The organism is Aurantimonas endophytica, from assembly GCF_014196845.1.
Taxonomy (GTDB): Bacteria; Pseudomonadota; Alphaproteobacteria; order Rhizobiales; family Rhizobiaceae; genus Aurantimonas; species Aurantimonas endophytica.
Window position 1 is genome coordinate 1,180,425 of sequence record NZ_JACIEM010000001.1, and the last position, 17,707, is coordinate 1,198,131.

The 17,707-nt window shown below is 66.6% G+C and carries 12 protein-coding genes and 1 pseudogene; 5 read left to right on the top strand and 8 right to left on the bottom strand.

Translation table 11 applies throughout. The annotated features are described in order from the left end of the window. Positions 1 to 9: 9 nt before the first annotated feature. From GGR03_RS05775 to GGR03_RS05800, 6 genes are all read right to left on the bottom strand, one after another. A complete protein-coding gene (locus GGR03_RS05775; RefSeq protein WP_183206600.1) occupies positions 10 to 2,370 on the bottom strand; it encodes a xanthine dehydrogenase family protein molybdopterin-binding subunit in 2,361 nt (786 codons plus the stop codon). Further along, on the bottom strand, positions 2,363 to 2,854 hold the full coding sequence (locus GGR03_RS05780) for a (2Fe-2S)-binding protein (RefSeq protein ID WP_183206601.1): 492 nt from the start codon (positions 2,852 to 2,854) through the stop codon (positions 2,363 to 2,365). The genes GGR03_RS05775 and GGR03_RS05780 overlap by 8 nt, the downstream gene beginning before the upstream one ends. Beyond that, positions 2,851 to 3,702, bottom strand: a complete 852-nt coding sequence (locus GGR03_RS05785) for an FAD binding domain-containing protein (protein WP_183206602.1) — start codon at positions 3,700 to 3,702, stop codon at positions 2,851 to 2,853. Before GGR03_RS05785 ends, GGR03_RS05780 begins: the two co-directional genes overlap by 4 nt. A gap of 159 nt (positions 3,703 to 3,861) precedes the next feature. After that, entirely contained in the window at positions 3,862 to 5,829 is a 1,968-nt protein-coding gene (locus GGR03_RS05790; protein WP_246367597.1) for a hydantoinase B/oxoprolinase family protein, read from the bottom strand. 4 nt (positions 5,830 to 5,833) lie between these two features. Further along, on the bottom strand, positions 5,834 to 7,864 hold the full coding sequence (locus GGR03_RS05795) for a hydantoinase/oxoprolinase family protein (RefSeq protein WP_183206603.1): 2,031 nt from the start codon (positions 7,862 to 7,864) through the stop codon (positions 5,834 to 5,836). Positions 7,865 to 8,274: 410 nt separating this feature from the next. Then, entirely contained in the window at positions 8,275 to 8,979 is a 705-nt protein-coding gene (locus tag GGR03_RS05800; RefSeq protein ID WP_183206604.1) for a LuxR family transcriptional regulator, read from the bottom strand. Positions 8,980 to 9,215: 236 nt separating this feature from the next. Between GGR03_RS05800 and GGR03_RS05805 the strand changes: the two genes are divergently transcribed. The 5 genes and pseudogenes from GGR03_RS05805 to GGR03_RS05830 all read left to right on the top strand — a co-directional run bounded on the left by GGR03_RS05805 (position 9,216) and on the right by GGR03_RS05830 (position 15,491). Next, the gene (locus GGR03_RS05805) at positions 9,216 to 10,106 is read left to right on the top strand and encodes a proline iminopeptidase-family hydrolase (protein WP_183206605.1); all 891 of its coding nucleotides are present in this window, start codon (positions 9,216 to 9,218) and stop codon (positions 10,104 to 10,106) included. A gap of 49 nt (positions 10,107 to 10,155) precedes the next feature. Beyond that, positions 10,156 to 11,094, top strand: a complete 939-nt coding sequence (locus GGR03_RS05810) for an ABC transporter permease (protein ID WP_183206606.1) — start codon at positions 10,156 to 10,158, stop codon at positions 11,092 to 11,094. A gap of 23 nt (positions 11,095 to 11,117) precedes the next feature. Further along, positions 11,118 to 11,951 carry an ABC transporter permease gene (locus GGR03_RS05815; RefSeq protein ID WP_183207049.1) on the top strand — a complete coding sequence of 278 codons (834 nt, stop codon included), beginning with the start codon at positions 11,118 to 11,120 and terminating at the stop codon, positions 11,949 to 11,951. Continuing rightward, positions 11,948 to 13,977, top strand: a pseudogene (locus tag GGR03_RS24865) (ABC transporter ATP-binding protein). Before GGR03_RS05815 ends, GGR03_RS24865 begins: the two are co-directional and overlap by 4 nt. Further along, positions 13,974 to 15,491, top strand: coding sequence for an ABC transporter substrate-binding protein (locus tag GGR03_RS05830; RefSeq protein ID WP_183206609.1), 1,518 nt, complete (start codon positions 13,974 to 13,976; stop codon positions 15,489 to 15,491). Before GGR03_RS24865 ends, GGR03_RS05830 begins: the two are co-directional and overlap by 4 nt. 426 nt (positions 15,492 to 15,917) lie before the next feature. On the opposite strand, the gene GGR03_RS05835 is transcribed toward GGR03_RS05830, so the two are convergent. Together GGR03_RS05835 and GGR03_RS05840 are read right to left on the bottom strand one after the other, a co-directional pair. Then, the gene (locus GGR03_RS05835; protein WP_183206610.1) at positions 15,918 to 16,721 is read right to left on the bottom strand and encodes an ABC transporter permease subunit; all 804 of its coding nucleotides are present in this window, start codon (positions 16,719 to 16,721) and stop codon (positions 15,918 to 15,920) included. A 5-nt stretch (positions 16,722 to 16,726) separates the two neighbouring features. Further along, positions 16,727 to 17,707: an ABC transporter permease gene (locus GGR03_RS05840; protein WP_246367598.1), complete on the bottom strand. Its 981-nt coding sequence runs from the start codon at positions 17,705 to 17,707 to the stop codon at positions 16,727 to 16,729.

Sequence of the window (17,707 nt, forward strand, 5' to 3'; positions counted from 1 at the left end):
TCGCTGGCGTCAGCTGGGCGTGTTCTGAGTCCAGCCTGGTGCGATGTGCGGAAAAGCGGGTCGTGGCTCCCGGTCGTGCAGGAGCCGCAGCACGCGCGGCGGGGTGAGCGGCAGCCTGTCGACCGGTTTGCCGATGGCGTTGGAAACGGCGCAGCCGATGGCTGCCCCCACCGCCAGGATCGGCACCTCGCCCGCCCCTTTGGTGCCGAGCGGCCCGATCGACGGCGCGCCTTCGTAGAGATCGATCGCCACCGGCACGACGTCGCCGGCCAGCGGGACGCGATAGGTCTCGAAGCCGTCCTGCGCGATTCGGCCATCGGCGGTGATGGTGACCTCCTCGTGCAGCGCATAGCCGAGGCCCTGCACGACGCCGCCCTGGATCTGGCTGTAGATGGCGCGCGGGTTGAGCGCCCGCCCGACATCCTGCACCACGCGATAGGCCAGGACCTCGATGATGCCCGTGTCCGGGTCGACCGCGACTTCCGCCTCGTGGACGACGAAGACCGGGATATCGAGCGCGTCGATGAAATGGCCCATGGCGCAGCCGGCCATGGCGGGGGTGTTCTTCGCCGTGAAGGCACCGCTGCCGCTGATCGGCCCGGTCGTCGCCTGCGCATGCGCGACGACGGCGGGGATCGTCGTGCCCGATCCCGGACGCCCGGCGATCTCGACGCGTCCCTTGGACAGGACAAGGTCTTCCGGCTTCGCCTGCAGCATCTCGCCGGCCGTGCGCAGGAGCTTCTGGCGCACGTCGTCGCAGGCGGCAACGCTCGCCGCGCCGATGGAAACCGTCGTGCGCCCGCCGCCGACCCCGGCGTCGAGGCCGGCGGCATCGGTATCCGCCTCGCGCACGATGACCTGATCGGGGTCGAGGCCGAGCTGGCCGGCAACGATCTGCGGCAGCGCCTGCACCATCGTTCCCGAACCGATCTCGACACCCGACGTCACCAGCGTCGCGCTGCCATCGGCATTGAGGTTGACCGTCGCGGTCGAGGGGCCGACGAAGACGAACCAGGTGCCGACCGTCGTTGCGCGGCCGTAAAGCCGGCCGTCGGCGAGATGCTCGAGCGTGCCGGTCCTTTCGCGGAGCGCGTCCATGCGGTGGAGCATAGGCTCCAGAACATCGCCCTCGAAGACCTGTCCCGTCGGCCCGAGGTCGGCGTCGCCGAGCACGTTCTCCTTGCGGAACGCGATCGGGTCGAAGCCCATCGCCGCGCAGATCTCGTCCGTATGCCGCTCCAGCGCGAACGTGTTGTAGACGCCATTGCACGCCCGAAACGCGCCATTCGGCGGCGTGTTCGTATAGACCGCACGGCTGGTGATCGCGATCGCGCCGACGCGGTAGTTGCCGCCCAGCGTGTGAGACGTCATCGTCGTCAGGAAGACCTGCTCGCCGCCATAGGCGCCGCAGTCCATCAGCACGACTGCCTCGCGCCCGACGATCTCGCCTTCGGCCGTCACCGCCGAGCGGATCCGGATCTCCGCGTTCTCGCGGCACAGGCACGTCGCCATTTCTTCCTGGCGGGTGTTCTCGAGGATCACGCCGCGACCGGTCATCCTGGCGAGCACGGCCGTGATCGGCTCGATCGAGGCATCGAACTTCAGCCCGAAGCCGCCGCCGACCGGCGGAACGGTGACCCGGACATGGCCGGGCGGCAGCTGCATGACGCGGCCGGTGACGTTGCGCACCGTCCAGGGCACCTGCGTCGAGGTCTGGATATGGGCGCGTCCGTCCTCCCACGAACCGATCGCCACGCGCGGTTCGAACGGCACATGGCTCTGGCGTCCGACACCGATGCTGCTTTCGATGATGGTCACGTCGGGACGCGCGAAGGCGGCTTCCACGTCGCCGCGGCTCGACTTCGCCTCCCAGGCGATGTTGCCCGAGCCCGACCCGCCCTCGGCCAGGACGTCATAACTGCGCCAGTCCTCGTGGATTAGCCGAGCGCCCTGTGCCAGCGCCTCTTCCATGGTCGTGAGGGCCGCGACCGGCTCGATCTCGATGACGACCGCCTTCAGCGCCTCGCGAGCCAGTTCCACGGTCTCGGCGGCGACCGCGACGATCGGCTCGCCATGGTAGCGGATCGTGTCGATGGCGAGCAGCGGATGGTCGGCAATGCCGATGCCGTAGAGGCCGGGCGCATCCTGCCCCGTGACCACGCCGCGCACGCCGGGACAGTCCCAGACGGCGGAGACGTCGAGTTTGACGATCCTTCCTGCGGGCACGGTCGAGCGCAGCAGCACGGCATGGAGCATGTCCGGCCGCGCCCGGTCGATCGTGTATTTCGTGCGCCCGCGCAATTTGTCCTGCGCGTCGCGACGCGGCAGGTTCATGACGGTCGCAGCTTCCGGCGTCAGCAGCTCAGACATGGGCGCGCTCCGCTGCCGGTGCCGCCCGGTCCTTCAGAAGATCGACCACCGCGTCGATGATCCGCTCATAGCCGGTACAGCGGCAGATATTGCCGGTCATGGCCGCCTTGATCGCCGGGCGGTCGGCGTCCGGATTGTCGCGCACGAAGGCAGACAGGCTCATCACCATGCCGGGAAAGCACATGCCGCACTGGACGACATCGGCGTCGGCAAAGGCGGCCTGCAACGGGTGCAGCGGCTCACGCCCGCTGCCGAGACCTTCGATGGTCGTGACGTCGCACCCGGCGATGAGGCCGACCGGCTTCAGGCAGGCCATCTGCGGTTCGCCGTCGACATGCACGGTGCAGGCGCCGCAGAAGCCTTCGCGGCAGACCGCCTTGGTGCCGGTCAGGAAGTACTCCTGCCGAAGGACGTCGATCAGCGGCGTCATCGGGTCGTCGTGGAAGCGGCAGGTCTGGCCGTTCAGCCTGAAGGTGACACTCATGCCCGGGTCTCCAGCCTCGGCAGGGCGGCCGTCGCGCGGTGCACGAGTGCGGGCAGAACCTGGCAGCGATACCAGCCCTCCGCCTCGACACCGTCGCGGCCGGTGAATTCCTTGTGCTCGCGGGCGAGGTCCGCCGCGTGGTCAGGAAGGCCGAGCGCTTCGGGCTCCCCCATCAGCGCAGCTTCCAGCGAGGTCCAGCGTCGCGCTTGCGTCTCGACCGCGCCGACCGCGACGCGGATCGCCCCCTCGCGATCGACTGCGATGGAGACGATCGCCGCCGGATAATCGCCGGCCTTGCGCAGCGGCAGCCGCGCATGGGCGCTCGCCACCACGTCGCGGCGCAGGTGCAGGCGCGTCAGCAACGCCTTTCCCAGCAGGTCCCGCCGCTCCTTGAGAAACTCGGGCATCTTGAGGAGCAGCGTGCCTTCCGGCGTCGCAAGCTCGACCATCGCACCGTAGGCAAGGAAAGCCGGCACCAGATCGGCGGCCGGAAAATCCACCGTACAGAGATTGCCGCCAACGGTGGCGACGCGGCGGATAGCAGGATTGGCCGCGCCCTCGGCTGCGGCCACGAGCCCCTCGAGGCCCGCAAGATTCCGCAGCGCATCCGCCAGCATGGCGTGGGTGGCGGAGACGCCGATCGTGATCCGGTCGGCCTCGATCGCGATCTCCGTCATCGCCGGGATGGCGGAGAGAACAACGACGGATGCGGGCAGGCCCTGCCCCCGCAGCGGATCGCGCATGACCCATGTGCCGCCCGCCAGCACGGTCGCACCCTGGCGACGTGCTGCCAAAGCCATGTCTATGCAGTCGGCGACGGCAAACTGCCGTTCCGTGCCCTGCGACATCGATCAAACCCTCTGAACTGCCATACCTTTGCGGCACCGCAGCATCATCTTTGCCCAGGACGAGCCGTCTGTGAAATAGTAGTTCCGCGATTATCATATCGAGAAAAGTGATAGCCGGGCCGGCGCCGCGACAGTATCAGCCGCGGCACCGGCAGTCGGTCACGTCCAGTGCGCCACCGTTCGCTTCTCGAAGCTCTCGCGGAACTGCTCGGTGGTCTTCGGCAGCACTTCGCCCGTCTCCCAGTCGAGGATCGTGGCATAGCGGCGGATGGCGTCCAGAGCGTCGATCTCGCCCGTCTTGTATTTGCGCGCCACTTCCTCCGGATCGCTGCGAGCCCATTCCGTTCGCGCAGCCCGAATTTCCGCTCGCTTCGCCTGTGTCGCCGCCTCATCGACCTCGAACGCGCAGAGGTCCCGGTCGATCTCGCGAATGACGACCCCGTAATCCTTCGCCGCACGGTCGATCGAGACATAGTCGTCGATCACGTCCTCCATGACCCGTTTCGGGTCTCGCTCCAGAGGATCGCCGAAGCCGCCGCCGCCCGCTGTCGGTCGTGCGAACTCGTCGCCGGTGAAGACCGGATGGTCGGAGAACACCGAGCCAAGCCAGGTCGGCTCCTTCGACCCGGCGCGGGTCAGCGTCAGGCCGTGCGGCATCGACGGCAGGCCGCCCTCGACGCCCCAGACCACGGCCCGCTCGCGGTCGCAGATATAGGACATGACCGCACCCTCGGCTTCCAGAAGGAGTGACGTCTTCTGGACCCCGACGCCGCCACGCCATTTGCCGGGCCCGGCCGAATCCTGCTTGATCTGGAACTCGGTGGTGCGGGTCGGGTTGACCCGCTCGTTGCCCTCGTTGGGCTGGGACATCAGGCCGGTGCCGAAGCAGGCGGTGGTGACATCGGCGCCGTCCTTGCCGTTGCGCCCGCCCCAGCCGCCCGGCAGCCACTCGTAGAACATGAAGATCGGCTTTTCCGGCTTGCGGGCGTCGCGTCCGCCGGCCAGCAGATATTCGAGGTTGAAGGCGCAGGCGATGGCACGTTCCGGCATGATCTTCGACCACATCTCGAAGATCGCGTTCATGATCTTCTCGAACGGCATCAGGAAGCCGGTGACGGCCACCGGCCATTCGGCGCTGACGATGCTGTCCTTGGGCGCCGTCACCTTGATCATCCGGTAGAAGCCGCTGTTCAGCGGCAGGTCGGGGAAGAACGTCTTGGTACCTGCGACGACCGCCGAGAAGGTGGCGCCGTGGGCCGAATTGTACATCGAACCGATCGTCGGATGGCTGCCGGTGAAATCGTAGGTGATCTCGTCGCCCTTGATCGTCATCTTGATGCGGATCGGGATCATGCCCTCGCCGCCGGCCGGGTCGCGGTCGATATAGTCCACCGTCTCCCAGGTGCCGTCGGGCAGGTCGGCGATGCGCTTGCGCACCGCGCGCTCGACATAGTCCTGCACTTCCTCCATGCCGCGCGTGACCTGGTCGCGACCGTATTTGCGCACGAGCCTCAGGATCTCGCGCTCGGCCACCTGTGTCGCCTGCGCCTGGCTGTGGATGTCGCCGATGATCGAGGCCGGGTCGCGTGTCTGCGCGGCAATCAGGTTGGCGACGTCGGAGCAGAAGCGACCCTTGTGGAAGAGCCGCACCGGCGTGATGCGCATGCCTTCGCGGAACATGTCGCGCGCCGTCACGTCGAAGGAACCGGGCACCGAGCCGCCGAGATCCGACCAGTGACCGTTCGACTGCGAGAAGCCGATCAGCGTGTCCTCGTCGAAGATCGGCCGGACGAGGCGCACGCCGGAGAAGTGCGTGCCGCCGGCATAAGGGTCGTTGATGGCGTAGACGTCGCCCGGCGCCATGTCGCCCTCGAAGTGGCGGATGACCTCCTTGCAGGTGTTGTGGAGCGTGCCGACGTGGACGGCGATGTCGTAGTTGCCCTGCGCGACCGAGTTGCCTTCGGCGTCGTGCAGCGCGTTGGAGAAGTCGCGGTTGTAGATGACGAAGGAATAGCAGGTGCGCAGCATCTGCTCGGCCATCTGGTCGACGGTGGTGATGAAGGAGTTCTTCAGCACCTCGAAGGTCACGGGATCGAGCCTGTTCTCCGGCTTCGTGTCCATGTCCATGGGCTCAGCCTTTCGTCATGGTAATGAGGATGTTCATGAAGGCGTCGACCGATGCGGTCGTCCCGGGCGGCACCACGGTGGTGGAATCGAACTGCTCGACGATGGCCGGGCCATCGAAGGCAGCGCCCGCTTTCAGGTCGTCGCGCTGATAAAGCGCCGCATCGTGCGCCATGCCATCGAACCAGACCTCGCGGCGACCGACAGGCTCCGCCACGTGCGCCCTCACCTCGTGCTTCGGCAGATCGGCCTTGGGCACGATGCCGACGGCCTTGACCGCGACGCGGAAGATGGTCACCGGCGCATCCTCGCGGCGGAAGTTGAACTCGCGCTCGTGCTCGGAATGGAAAGCGTCGACCAACGCCGAAACACTCTCGATCCTGGCCGGCGCAGAAACCGATAGGGCGCGCCACTGGCCCTGGTACATCATCTCGACGCTGCGCTGCAGCGCCATGTCGGCCGGCTCGACACCCTCGTGCGTCAGGCGTTCGATGGCCTGCGCCTCCATGCGGCCGAACGCGGACTCCATGTCGGCCGGCGCGACGCTCGACGCATCCGCCATGAAGCTGTCGGAGAAGTCGTGCTGGACATCGACCAGCAGGCACCCGAGCGCCGAGGTCACGCCGGGGTTCGGCGGCACGATCACGGTCGGGATCGCCAGTTCCTTCGCCACCGCCGCACCGTGCAGCGCGCCGGCGCCGCCGAAGGCGACCAGTGCGAAGTCGCGGGGATCGTAGCCGCGGCTGATCGAGAGGAGACGCACGGCGTTGGCCATGTTGGCATTGGCCACCGCGATGATGGCTTCGGCTGCCTCGTGCAGTTCCATCTGGAACGGGTCGGCAACGGTCTCCTGCACGGCTTGCTTCGCCAGCGAAGGATCCAGTGTGATCTTGCCGCCGGCAAGGCTCGTGCCGAGGCGCCCCAGCACGACATTTGCGTCGGTGTTGGTCGCGGTCCCGTTGCCGTTCTTGTAGCAGGCCGGCCCCGGATGCGCGCCGGCCGACTGCGGGCCGTTGCGCAAGCTGCCGCCCTCGTCCTGCCAGGCGAGCGAGCCGCCGCCGGCGCCGATCGTCAGCACCTCGATCGACGGGAAGCGGATCGGGTAGCCATATTCGATGTACCAGTCCTTGGTGATGCGCGGCTCGCCTGCCCAGGCGAGCGAAACGTCGGTCGAGGTGCCACCCATGTCGAAGCCGATGGAATTGGGAAAGCCGCACAAATTGCCGATGAAGCGGCTCGCGATCGCGCCCGCCGCGATCCCCGAACCGGCAAGGCGGGCCGAGAAATCCCTGACGCTGGCGGGCGTCATCACGCCGCCGCCCGAGTGCAGCAGCAGGAGGTCACGCCCGTAACCGGCCTCCGCCAGTTTTTCCCCCAGCCGGGAAACGTAGTCGACCACGACCGGCGCGCAGACCGCGTTGGCCATCGTCGTCGAAAACCGCTCGTGCTCGAAGATTTCCGGCATCACTTCGGACGACACAGATACCGGCACGTCGGGCATGACCTCCGCCAGGATCTCGCGCATGCGCCGCTCGTTGGCGCCGTTGACGTAGGAGTTCATGAAGCAGACGGCGATCGACTTCACCTCGCGCTTCTTCAGGACTTCGGCGACGCGCCGTGCGTCCTCCTCGTCGAGCGCCTCGAGTATCGCGCCGTTGGCGTCCACGCGCTCGCGCACCGTCAGTCGATCGCGGCGCGGAATGTAGGGCTTGGCGACATCCTTGTAGGTGTCCCAGAGGTCCTCCTTGTTGGCGCGGCGGATCTCCACCACGTCGCGGAACCCCTCGGTGCAGACCATGGCTGCGCGCGGCAGGCGCCGCGTGATCAGCGCGTTGGTGGCAACCGTCGTGCCGTGGGAGAACATCGTGACCTCGGCGAGATCGATCCTGCCCTGCTCGACGCCGTTCATGATCGCCTGCATGGGATCTTGCGGCGTCGACGCGGTCTTCTCGATCCGGATCGCGCCTGTCTCTTCGTCCATGATGCAGATGTCGGTGAAGGTGCCCCCGACATCCACGGCCACTCTGGTCTTCGTCATGCTCTTCCTCGCAAGGCTGTTTCAGTAGACAACAGTCCGCTCCTGCCGCGACGGGAGCCGCGGCGTCTCGTATCGGCTGTTCGCAGGCATCCCGGGGCAGGCGCGGCTCTGGCGACTTGCCCGCATACACGAAGGCGTCGCCCGTGCCGTTCCGCAAACGGCCGAAGCCCGGACGACCACGCTGGCAAGCCTGCAACTTTCTGCGATGGCGTCGCTACCGCCAGGTTCATCGTGCGCTGCGACACCACGACTGAAAGCCGCCAGCACGGGGTCGGATCGGCGATCAGTACCGCCGCCATCTCGTTGCGCCGCCCCTCCTCGAGGAAGGCGGAATGCGGCATCACGGTGCAGCGGCATCCCTCACGGCTGAGGCCTTGTCCATCACGGAGTCCGTGCATTCGAGCTCCGCGTCACGAAGTGCCAATCAGTCGGTAATGTGCGGCCCGGGCGATGAGCTGCGCTCGATTGGTCGCCGAAAGCTTTCGGGCTGCCGCATTCAGATGCATCACCACCGTCGGCACCGCGCGTTCGAGACGCTTCGATATCTCCTTCGCGGACAGGCCCTGGGCCGCATAGGCGACGCATTCGCGCTCGCGCGGCGTGAGGCTGATGGGTCGAGCCCGCAGCGCCTCCTCGTCGAACAGGGGATAGATCTTTTCGTGCAGCACATGGGCAAATAGCGCGAAGGTCGCGACATTGCCGCCGATGGTCGCCTCGAAGTCGTCGTCGGCATCCTGCCGGACCCCCGTCACGACGGCGCACTCGCCGTCCGGCATGTGGACCGGGACCGTGACACCGCAAGTGATCCGCATGTCGTGGACATAGTCCACCACCGGTTTGTGCGCCGGCGCGAGGATCCGGTTCAGCGGCGTCTTGCCGTCGCTGCGATAGGACCAGGCGAACGGCAGATGCGACCGGAACGCAAGCTGCTGCACCGGGTCGATCTGGTAGAAACCATCCTCGCACCAGACCTTGGCCATATCTGCCGGCAGATTGCGCATCGAGAGGAAGGAGGGCGTCACCACCGCGCCATCATGCGAGAACTTCACCGGGGTGAAGTCGTAGATCAGCGAGGTGAGCTCGAAACGGGGGAGCGCGTCCTGGGCGAGGAGCATCCGCTCGTCCAGGCTACGGCCTAACGAGAAATAAGCATCCATTTCCGAAATATCATTCAATTTCAATGATATCGCCCGCTTTGGCTAATTCTGCGTCATGTTTACATTCTAAGCGGTGCGGCGCAAGAATTGCGTGAGCGACCTATCATTTCTGATAGCTGGCGGCTGCCGCGGCGCAGCCGTTACGATCCCTGGGTTCGCTGTTGAATGACAGCGATTGCAGGGGAGATGGCAGCATGTGGCGCGAGATCGAGCCGGACGAACGGCAGGAAGTCGAGGTCGAGGGCTACAAGGTCGTCACCTACAGCTACGGTTCCGGCGACGACGTGGTGTTCTGCCTGAATGGCGGCCCGGGCCTGCCCTGCGACTATCTGCGCGATTCCCACTCCTGCCTGATCGACCACGGCTACCGCGTGGTGGCCTTCGACCAGTTGGGCACCGGCGCGTCGGACCGGCCGACAGACCCGGCGCTATGGACCATAACCCGCTATGTCGAGGAGGTGGAGACCGTGCGCCAGGCCCTCGGCCTGGGCAAGGTCCATCTCGTCGGCCAGTCCTGGGGCGGCTGGCTGTCGATCGAATACGCCCTCACCTATCCCGACGCGCTGCGCACGCTGACGCTCGAGAACACGGCAGCCGACATTCCGCATCTGGTGCGCGAACTGGAACGGTTGCGTGAGGCGCTCGGCGCAGAGACCGTGGCGATGATGCAGCGGCACGAGGCCGAAGGCACGCTCGACCATCCGGAATACCAGGCCGCGATCACCGTCCTGAACTATCGCCATGTGTGCCGGCTGTCCGAGTGGCCCGCGCCGGTGCAGCGTTCGCTCGGCGACTGGAACATGGGGCCCTACGAGACGATCCAGGGGCCGAACGAGTTTCTCTACACCGGCAATCTGAAGGACTGGAACCGCATTCCCGACATGCACCGGATCACCGTCCCGGTGCTGATCACCGTCGGCCAGCATGACGAGCTGACACCGGCCTGTGCCGCAAAGATGAAGCACGCTCTGCCCGATGCCGAGCTCAAGGTCTTCCCCAATTCCAGCCACATGCCCTTCTTCGAGGAGCCGGAAGCCTTCTATCCGGTCCTCGTCGATTTCCTGAAGCGTCGCGGCGGCGGATGAGCGCAGCAGTGGCGGCCATGCATTCCACAGACGCGGAAGGCTGACGGCGATGCACCGCTATCGCTTCGTTCTGTACAGGCCCCTCCAGCTCCTGCCGGTGCTCTTGGGCATCAGCATCATCACCTTCGTCCTGGTTCGCTCGATTCCGGGCGACCCGGCGCGGATCCTGCTCGGCACCCGCGCCACGCCGTCGGCTCTCGCCCGTATCCGCGACCAGTACGGGCTCGATGACCCGCTCTGGATCCAGTATTTCTACTTCCTGAAAAATCTCGCCGACGGCGAGATGGGCCGCTCGATCCTCTACAAGGTCGACGTCCTCGGCCTGATCCTCGGTCGCCTCGAGCCGACCCTCGTTCTCGTCTCCGGCAGCGTCCTTCTCTCTCTGGCCTTCGCCATCCCGCTGGCGACGTTCGCGGCCCGCAATCGCGGCGGGATCGTCGACCAGGGCGTGCGGCTCTTGTCCACTGCAGGGCTCGGCATGCCTGCCTTCTGGCTGGGCCTCATGCTGATCATCGTGTTCAGCGTGCAACTCGACCTCTTCCCCGTCTCCGGCTACGGCACCACGCCGCTCGACAAGCTGCACCACATGGTGCTGCCCTGCCTGACCATCGCGCTGTCGCTGTCGGCTGTGCTGACGCGCAGCCTGCGCGCCAGCCTCATCGCGGAGATGCAGTCGGATGCTTCCACCGCTGCGCGGGCGCGCGGCCTGCCGGAAAGCCTTGTCTTCCGGCGCCATGTCCTGCCGAACTCGCTGATCCCGACGCTGAACCTTCTGGCCGTCAATATCGGCTGGCTGATCGGCGGGACGGTCGTCGTGGAAAGCGTCTTCGCCATTCCCGGCATGGGGCAGCTGCTCATCCGGGCAATCTTCACCCGCGACTACATGGTGGTCCAGGGCGTGGCCATGGTGTTCGCCCTCGCCTCCGTTCTCGTCAATTTCCTCGCCGACGTCCTGACCGTCACGCTCGATCCGCGCGTGCGGCTGTGAGCGAGATCGCGCTCCCTCCCCCGATGCAGGCTACAGGCCGCCGGCGTTTAACCCGCCGCGTTCCCCAGCCGCTGCTCGTCGGCGGAGGGCTGCTCGCCTTCTTCGTGGTGCTCGCCGTCGGGGCGCCGGTGATCGCACCTTATGACCCGATCTACCAGGACATCTCCGCCCGGCTGGCGGGGCCCAGCCTGGCGCACCCGTTCGGCACCGACAATTTCGGTCGCGATATCCTGTCACGCGTCATCTGGGGCACGCGGATCGACCTGCAGATCGCCGTCATCGGCGTGGTGTTCCCATTCATCATCGGCACGATCGCGGGAACCCTCGCGGGCTATTTCGGCGGCGTGACCGACACGCTGTTCATGCGCCTCGTCGACATCATCCTCGCCTTTCCGTTTCTCGTCCTGATGCTGGCGATCATCGCCATCCTCGGGCCGGGCCTCGCCAGCTTCTACATCGCCATGGCGCTGGTCGGCTGGGTCTCCTACGCGCGACTGGTCCGCGCCCAGATCCTGGTGCTGCGGCAGAGCGACTTCGCCCTTGCCGCGAGGAGCCTCGGCTTTTCCCACGGGCGGATCATGTTCCGGCATCTCCTGCCGAACGCGATGATCGGCTCGATCGTCTTCGCCATGTCGGACGCGGTCCTCGTCCTCCTGAACGGCGCCGCCATCAGCTATCTCGGCCTCGGCGTCCAGCCGCCGACGGCCGAGTGGGGCATCATGGTCGCCGAAGGCCAGGCTTTCATCTCGACCGCCTGGTGGATCGCCACGTTCCCGGGCCTTGCCATCGTGCTTCTCGCCTTCGGGTTCAGCCTGCTCGCCGACGGCCTCGGCGAGAAGCTCGGGGTGCACCGATGAACGCGCCCCTCTTCACGGTGCAGGGGCTGAACGTCGAGGCCGCGACGGAGACGGGGCGCCATCGCATCGTCGACGGCGTCTCTTTCGAGTTGCGGCAAGGCGAGATCCTCGGTCTCGTCGGCGAAAGCGGCTCGGGCAAGACCATGGCCTGCCGGGCGCTTCTGCGACTCCTGCCGAGCCGCGACCTGTCGATCTGCGGCGGCAGTGTCCGGTTCGACGGGCAGGAACTCACGGACCTCTCCGATCAGGCATTCGCCGCCATTCGCGGCAAGCGGATCGCGATGATCTTCCAGAACCCCGCAAGTCACCTCGACCCGGTGATGAGGATCGGCGACCAGATTGCCGAGACGGTCCGGTTTCATGAGGGCGGCAGCCGGCGAAACGCTCATGCGAAAGCCGTGGCGCTCCTGAGCCAGGTCGGCATTCCCGATCCTTCCGAGCGCGCACATGCCTATCCCCACGAATTCTCAGGCGGCATGCGCCAGCGGGCGATGATCGCCCTGGCGCTCGCCTCCGACCCGGACGTGCTGATCGCCGACGAGCCGACCACGGCACTCGACGTTACCGTCCAGGCGCAAATCCTGCGGCTCCTGAAAGACCTGCGCGACCGCAGCGGTCTCTCGATCATCTTCATCACGCATGATCTCGGCGTCGTCGCGCAGCTATGCGACACGATCTGCGTGCTCTATGGCGGCCGCGTCTGCGAGCTGGGGCCGAAGCGCGAGATCCTTGCCCTTCCGCGGCACCCGTACACGGCCGGGCTGCTGGGCTGCCAGCCGGCGCTCGGCACCGGCCGGGGCCGGCTGCAGACGATCGCCGGCCAGCCGCCGACCGTCGACCAAATGCCGGCCGGCTGCCGCTTCCACCCGCGTTGCGCGAACGAGACCGCGATCTGTTCGCGGATCCAGCCGCCGCTGGAAGCCTTCGCGTCAGCCCATGTCGCGGCCTGCTACAATCCGGTCGGCAGCAGCCTGCCTCGTGTCAGGGAGAGTGCCTGATGCGGGCGGCGCCACTCGTCGAGACCGATGATGTCGTGCTGCACTTCCCCGTCTCGGGCGGCGGCCCGCTCGGCCTGTCCCGCCGCACGGTGAAGGCGCTGAACGGGGTCTCGTTGACGGTGCGTCCCGGCGAGACGATCGGCATCGTCGGTGAATCCGGGTCGGGCAAGTCGACCCTTGGCCGGGCCCTCCTCGGCCTTGAGGAGGTGACGAGCGGCCATGTGACGTTCGACGGCATCGACGTCACGTCGGGCAGGCGTCAGGACCTCGTCAGGCTACGACACGAGACGGCGATGGTGTTCCAGGATCCGATGAACGCCCTCAACCCGCGGCTTCGCGTCGGCGAGGCCATCGCGGAAGTGCTGCGGGTCCACAAGAAGGTGCCGACGAAGCGCATCGGCCAGCGCGTCGCCGAGCTCCTGGGCCTCGTCGGACTCGATCCGGCGCTGGCCTCGCGCCGGCCGCAGGCGTTGAGCGGTGGCCAGTGCCAGCGCGTCGGCATCGCACGGGCGCTGGCGGTCGAGCCGAAGCTGATCGTCGCCGACGAATGCGTCGCCGCGCTCGACGTCTCGATCCAGGGCCAGATCATCAACCTGTTCATCGACCTTAAGGAACGGATGGACCTCACCCTGGTCTTCATCGCCCACGATCTGTCGATCGTGCGCCGGCTCTGCGACCGGGTGGCCGTGATGTATCTCGGCAGGATCGTCGAGGAAGGTCCGACGGAGGCGGTCTTCGCCGCGCCGCGCCACCCCTATACCGCCGCGCTGATCGCCTCGATCCCGGAGATCGACCCGGACATCCCGCTGCCCGCCGCGCCGATGCAGGGCGAGCCGCCGAGCCCGCTCGACCTGCCGGCCGGCTGCCCCTTCCATCCGCGCTGCCCCTATGCCGAACCGCAGTGCCGGACCGACCCGCCGCCGACGCTGCGGCGCCGTGACAACCACGGCTGGGCCTGCATCCTCGACCCGAGCCATCTGCCCCCACCCGCTACCCGCCTTCCAAACGCGACAGGAGAGCATCCATGAGCAGAAAGACGACATTGCAGCTTGCCACCGCCACGGCGCTGGCCGCGCTGACGCTCGGCACCAGCATTGCCGAAGCCGCCGGCATCCTCAGCATCGGCCGGCGCGAGGATTCGACCACCTTCGACCCGATCGCCACGGCGCAGAACATCGATTTCTGGGTGTTCATGAACGTCTTCGACGTTCTGGTCCGGGTCGACAAGACCGGCACCAAGCTCGAACCGGGCCTGGCGGAAAACTGGACCATATCCGACGACGGCCTCACCTACACGATGAGCCTTCGCGACGCGAAATTCTCGGACGGTTCGCCGATCACGGCCGAGGACGTCATCTATTCGCTGACGCGGCTGCGCGACGATGAATTGTCGCTTTGGAGCGATGGCTACAAGATCATCGAGTCGATGGACGGTCCGGACGACCGGACGGTCGTCATCACCCTGTCGTCGCCCTCGGCGCCTTTCCTGTCGACGCTGGCGATGCCCGGTGCCTCGATCATTTCCAAGGCCGGCATGGAGGAGATGGGCGAAGAGGCCTATGCGGCCGATCCGGTCGCCTCCGGCGCCTTCACCGTCGCCGACTGGATCCGCGGCGACCGCGTGATCCTGGAGAAGAACCCGAATTTCTGGCAGGCCGACCGGGTCCGGCTGGACGGCGTCGAGTGGATTTCGATCCCGGATGACAATACCCGCATGCTGAACGTCCAGGCGGGGCAGATCGACGCCGCGATCTTCGTGCCGTTCTCGCGCGTCGAGCAGCTCCAGCAGGATCCGGAGCTGACCGTCCATCTTGAGCCCTCGACCCGCGAGGACGCTCTCCTGATCAACCACGCAAACGAACCGCTTGGAAACAAGGAGGTGCGCCAGGCGCTCGATTTCGCGATCAACAAGCAGGAGGTCATCGACGCCGTCACATTCGGGATCGGCGAGGTCGCCAATTCCTACGTCCCGAAGGGGGCGCTGTACTACTATCCCGACAATCTGCTCCGGCCGCACGATCCCGAGAAGGCCAAGGCGCTTCTGGAGGAGGCCGGCGTCAGCGACCTGTCGCTCGACTATCTGGTGAAGGCCGGCGACGAGGTGGACGAGCAGATTGCCGTCCTGCTGCAGCGCCAGCTCTCCGAAGCCGGCGTCGAGGTCAACATCCAGAAGGTCGACGCCAGCCAGCAATGGGACATGCTCGTCGACGGCCAGTTCGACCTCGCCGTGGGCTACTGGACCAACGACATCCTTGATCCCGACCAGAAGACCACCTTCGTGCTCGGGAACGATACGAACATGAACTACATGACCCGCTACGACGCCCCCGAGGTCGCGCAGATGGTCGCCGATGCCCGGATCGAGATGGACGTCGGCAAGCGCGAAGAGATGTATGTCGAGCTGCAGAAGCAGGCCAAGGAGGACGTGAACTGGATCGACCTCTACTACAGCCCCTTCATCAACGTCTCTCGCAAGAACATCGAGAATTTCTACCAGAACCCGCTCGGCCGCTTCTTCCTGGAAGACACCGTCAAGAACTGAGGTTCGGGTCTAGACACCGTCGTCCGGGTTGATTTCGCCCACCCGACATCCGGAAATGGCGTGGCTTCAGGCCACGCCATTTCGATTCCCCGCATCGCGCCTGCCAGGCCGCCTGGAGCCAGCCACCGACCGGCGTACGTGGCTGCCCCGTCTCATGACGGCCTCGGCCCGACTGCAGAGAGCGAATCTCTCCCGCCGCATGAACGGAGCGTGTCCGCTTCCTGCAAGGTGCCCGATCGGACCGCATCGGCCGTCCAGTACCAAACCTGCCGCCGGGCTGAATGCAGCGCCGGCATGCGCGAGCGTTCGATCGACGCCCGGTTCCGACGCGCGATCAACGGCCGCCGGTGCCCCGGCGACCACTAACGTCCATGCTATCGACGCGATGGTCGGCGCGTTTCCCGGTGACGCCCGGCGACCGGTCGCTCAGGCCTCTGCCCTGCGCCGGATTGCCCTCAGCACGACGCCGGCGAGGAGGAGCAAGGCGGCGGCGGTCAGTGTGCTCATGGTTCCAAGCGCCGGGACCATCGGCGTGTAGCCGGCGACCATCTTCGCGTAGAGCCATTTCGGCACCGTGGAATCGGCTCCCGCCGTGTAGAGCGACAGCGGGAAGTTGCCCCACGACAGCAGGAAGGCGAAGATCGCCCCGGACCAGATGCCGGGCCACAGGATCGGCAGCGTGACTTCGCGCAGGATGAACAGCCGGCTGGCGCCGAGATCGGCCGCCGCCTCCTCGACGCTCTTGTCGAAGCTGTAGACCTTGATCGCGATCACCAGCGTGACGACCGGGATGATCCAGATGAGGTGGGCCACCGCCGCCGTGTGCCAGCTCGGCTGGATGCCGAGGGCGTTGAACCACAGGAGCAGCGCCAGGCCGAGGACGGGCTGCGGGAAGAAGATCGGCAGGAGGACGAGCTTCTGATAGAGCCGCCGGCCTTTCCAGTCGTAGCGGGCAAAAGCCAGTGCGCCGAAGAAGGCGACGACGACCGAGACGACCGTCACGATGGCGGCGATCGCGAGCGAGGTCTTGACCAGCGTCGCGATCTCGATCGACGCGACGGTCCGCGACCACCATTCCAGCGAGAAGGCCCGGACCGGGAACATGAAGTAGCGGCCCTTCGACAGGCCCGCGAGCGCACCGCACAGGATCGGCAGGTAGACCACGACGAGGACGAGCCCGGTCCAGGTCCAGATGAAGGCATCGATACGGCGTTCGGAACGCTGGCTCACCGGTCTCACTTTCGCCCGAGGATGCGATCGAGGTCGAGCCGGGCCATCACGACGAGCGACAGTCCGCTCACGACGACCATCAGCAGCACCGCGAGGGCCGAGCCGAGCGGCCAGTTCTGGGCATAGGTGAAGGCGGTCTCGATGTCGTGGGTCACGGTGATGATCGCCTGTCCGCCGAGGATCTTCGATTCGGCCAGCGCGCCGGCGCCGAGCACGAAGCTCAGCAGCATGCCGATCAGGATGCCGGGCATCGCCAGCGGCAGCTCGATCTCGCGCCAGATCATCCATCGGCCGGCGCCGAGATCGCGCGCCGCGTCGACGAGGTCGCGGGGCACCATCGACAGGCCCAGCACCAGCGGAAACAGCATGAACGGCAGGTAGACATAGGCCATGCCGAAGAGGATGACGCCGGGCGTGTAGAGAACCTCGGGCCCGCCGGAGAAGCCGAGGGCCTTCAGCCCGCCGTCGAGAACGCCGTTGCGAATGAAGAACAGCACCCAGCCATAGAGCCGGACGTTCTCGGAGACGAAGAGCGGGAAGACGAAGAGGATGCTGATGAAGCCGGACCAGCGGCCGAAGACGCGCACGAGGCCGACCGCGATCGGATAGGCGACGATCGCCAGAACCACAACGGTCAGCACCGCAAGCAGGATCGACCATGCGAACGAGGTCCAGACAGTGTTGCCCGGCGCGACGATCGCGGCGTAATTGTCGAGGGTAAAGGAGCTGAAGACGTCGTAGCTGCGCGGCGTCGCGAAGGAATAGGCAAGGACCGTCAGCAGCGGCGCGACGAAGCCGAAGAGCAGCACCAGCAGCAGCGGTACAGAGGCCCGCAGGCCGGCGGATAGAGGCAGCCAGCCCGCGAGGGAGAGTTCGGCGCGGGGCGTCGGGACGGTTGAAATGGAGGGCCCCGCTGCCGCGCTTGCCTGCGCTGTCCGCTCTGTCCGTCCTGCGCCCGATGCGGCTCCCAGCCCGATCCCGCTCAA

What these genes read in the sequence shown, in the direction of transcription:
- GGR03_RS05775 (WP_183206600.1), bottom strand. Translation starts at nt 2,370, where the DNA reads ATGTCTGAGCTGCTGACGCCGGAAGCTGCGACCGTCATGAACCTGCCG.
- GGR03_RS05780 (WP_183206601.1), bottom strand. Translation starts at nt 2,854, where the DNA reads ATGAGTGTCACCTTCAGGCTGAACGGCCAGACCTGCCGCTTCCACGAC.
- GGR03_RS05785 (WP_183206602.1), bottom strand. Translation starts at nt 3,702, where the DNA reads ATGTCGCAGGGCACGGAACGGCAGTTTGCCGTCGCCGACTGCATAGAC.
- GGR03_RS05790 (WP_246367597.1), bottom strand. Translation starts at nt 5,829, where the DNA reads ATGGACATGGACACGAAGCCGGAGAACAGGCTCGATCCCGTGACCTTC.
- GGR03_RS05795 (WP_183206603.1), bottom strand. Translation starts at nt 7,864, where the DNA reads ATGACGAAGACCAGAGTGGCCGTGGATGTCGGGGGCACCTTCACCGAC.
- GGR03_RS05800 (WP_183206604.1), bottom strand. Translation starts at nt 8,979, where the DNA reads ATGCTCCTCGCCCAGGACGCGCTCCCCCGTTTCGAGCTCACCTCGCTG.
- GGR03_RS05805 (WP_183206605.1), top strand. Translation starts at nt 9,216, where the DNA reads ATGTGGCGCGAGATCGAGCCGGACGAACGGCAGGAAGTCGAGGTCGAG.
- GGR03_RS05810 (WP_183206606.1), top strand. Translation starts at nt 10,156, where the DNA reads ATGCACCGCTATCGCTTCGTTCTGTACAGGCCCCTCCAGCTCCTGCCG.
- GGR03_RS05815 (WP_183207049.1), top strand. Translation starts at nt 11,118, where the DNA reads ATGCAGGCTACAGGCCGCCGGCGTTTAACCCGCCGCGTTCCCCAGCCG.
- GGR03_RS05830 (WP_183206609.1), top strand. Translation starts at nt 13,974, where the DNA reads ATGAGCAGAAAGACGACATTGCAGCTTGCCACCGCCACGGCGCTGGCC.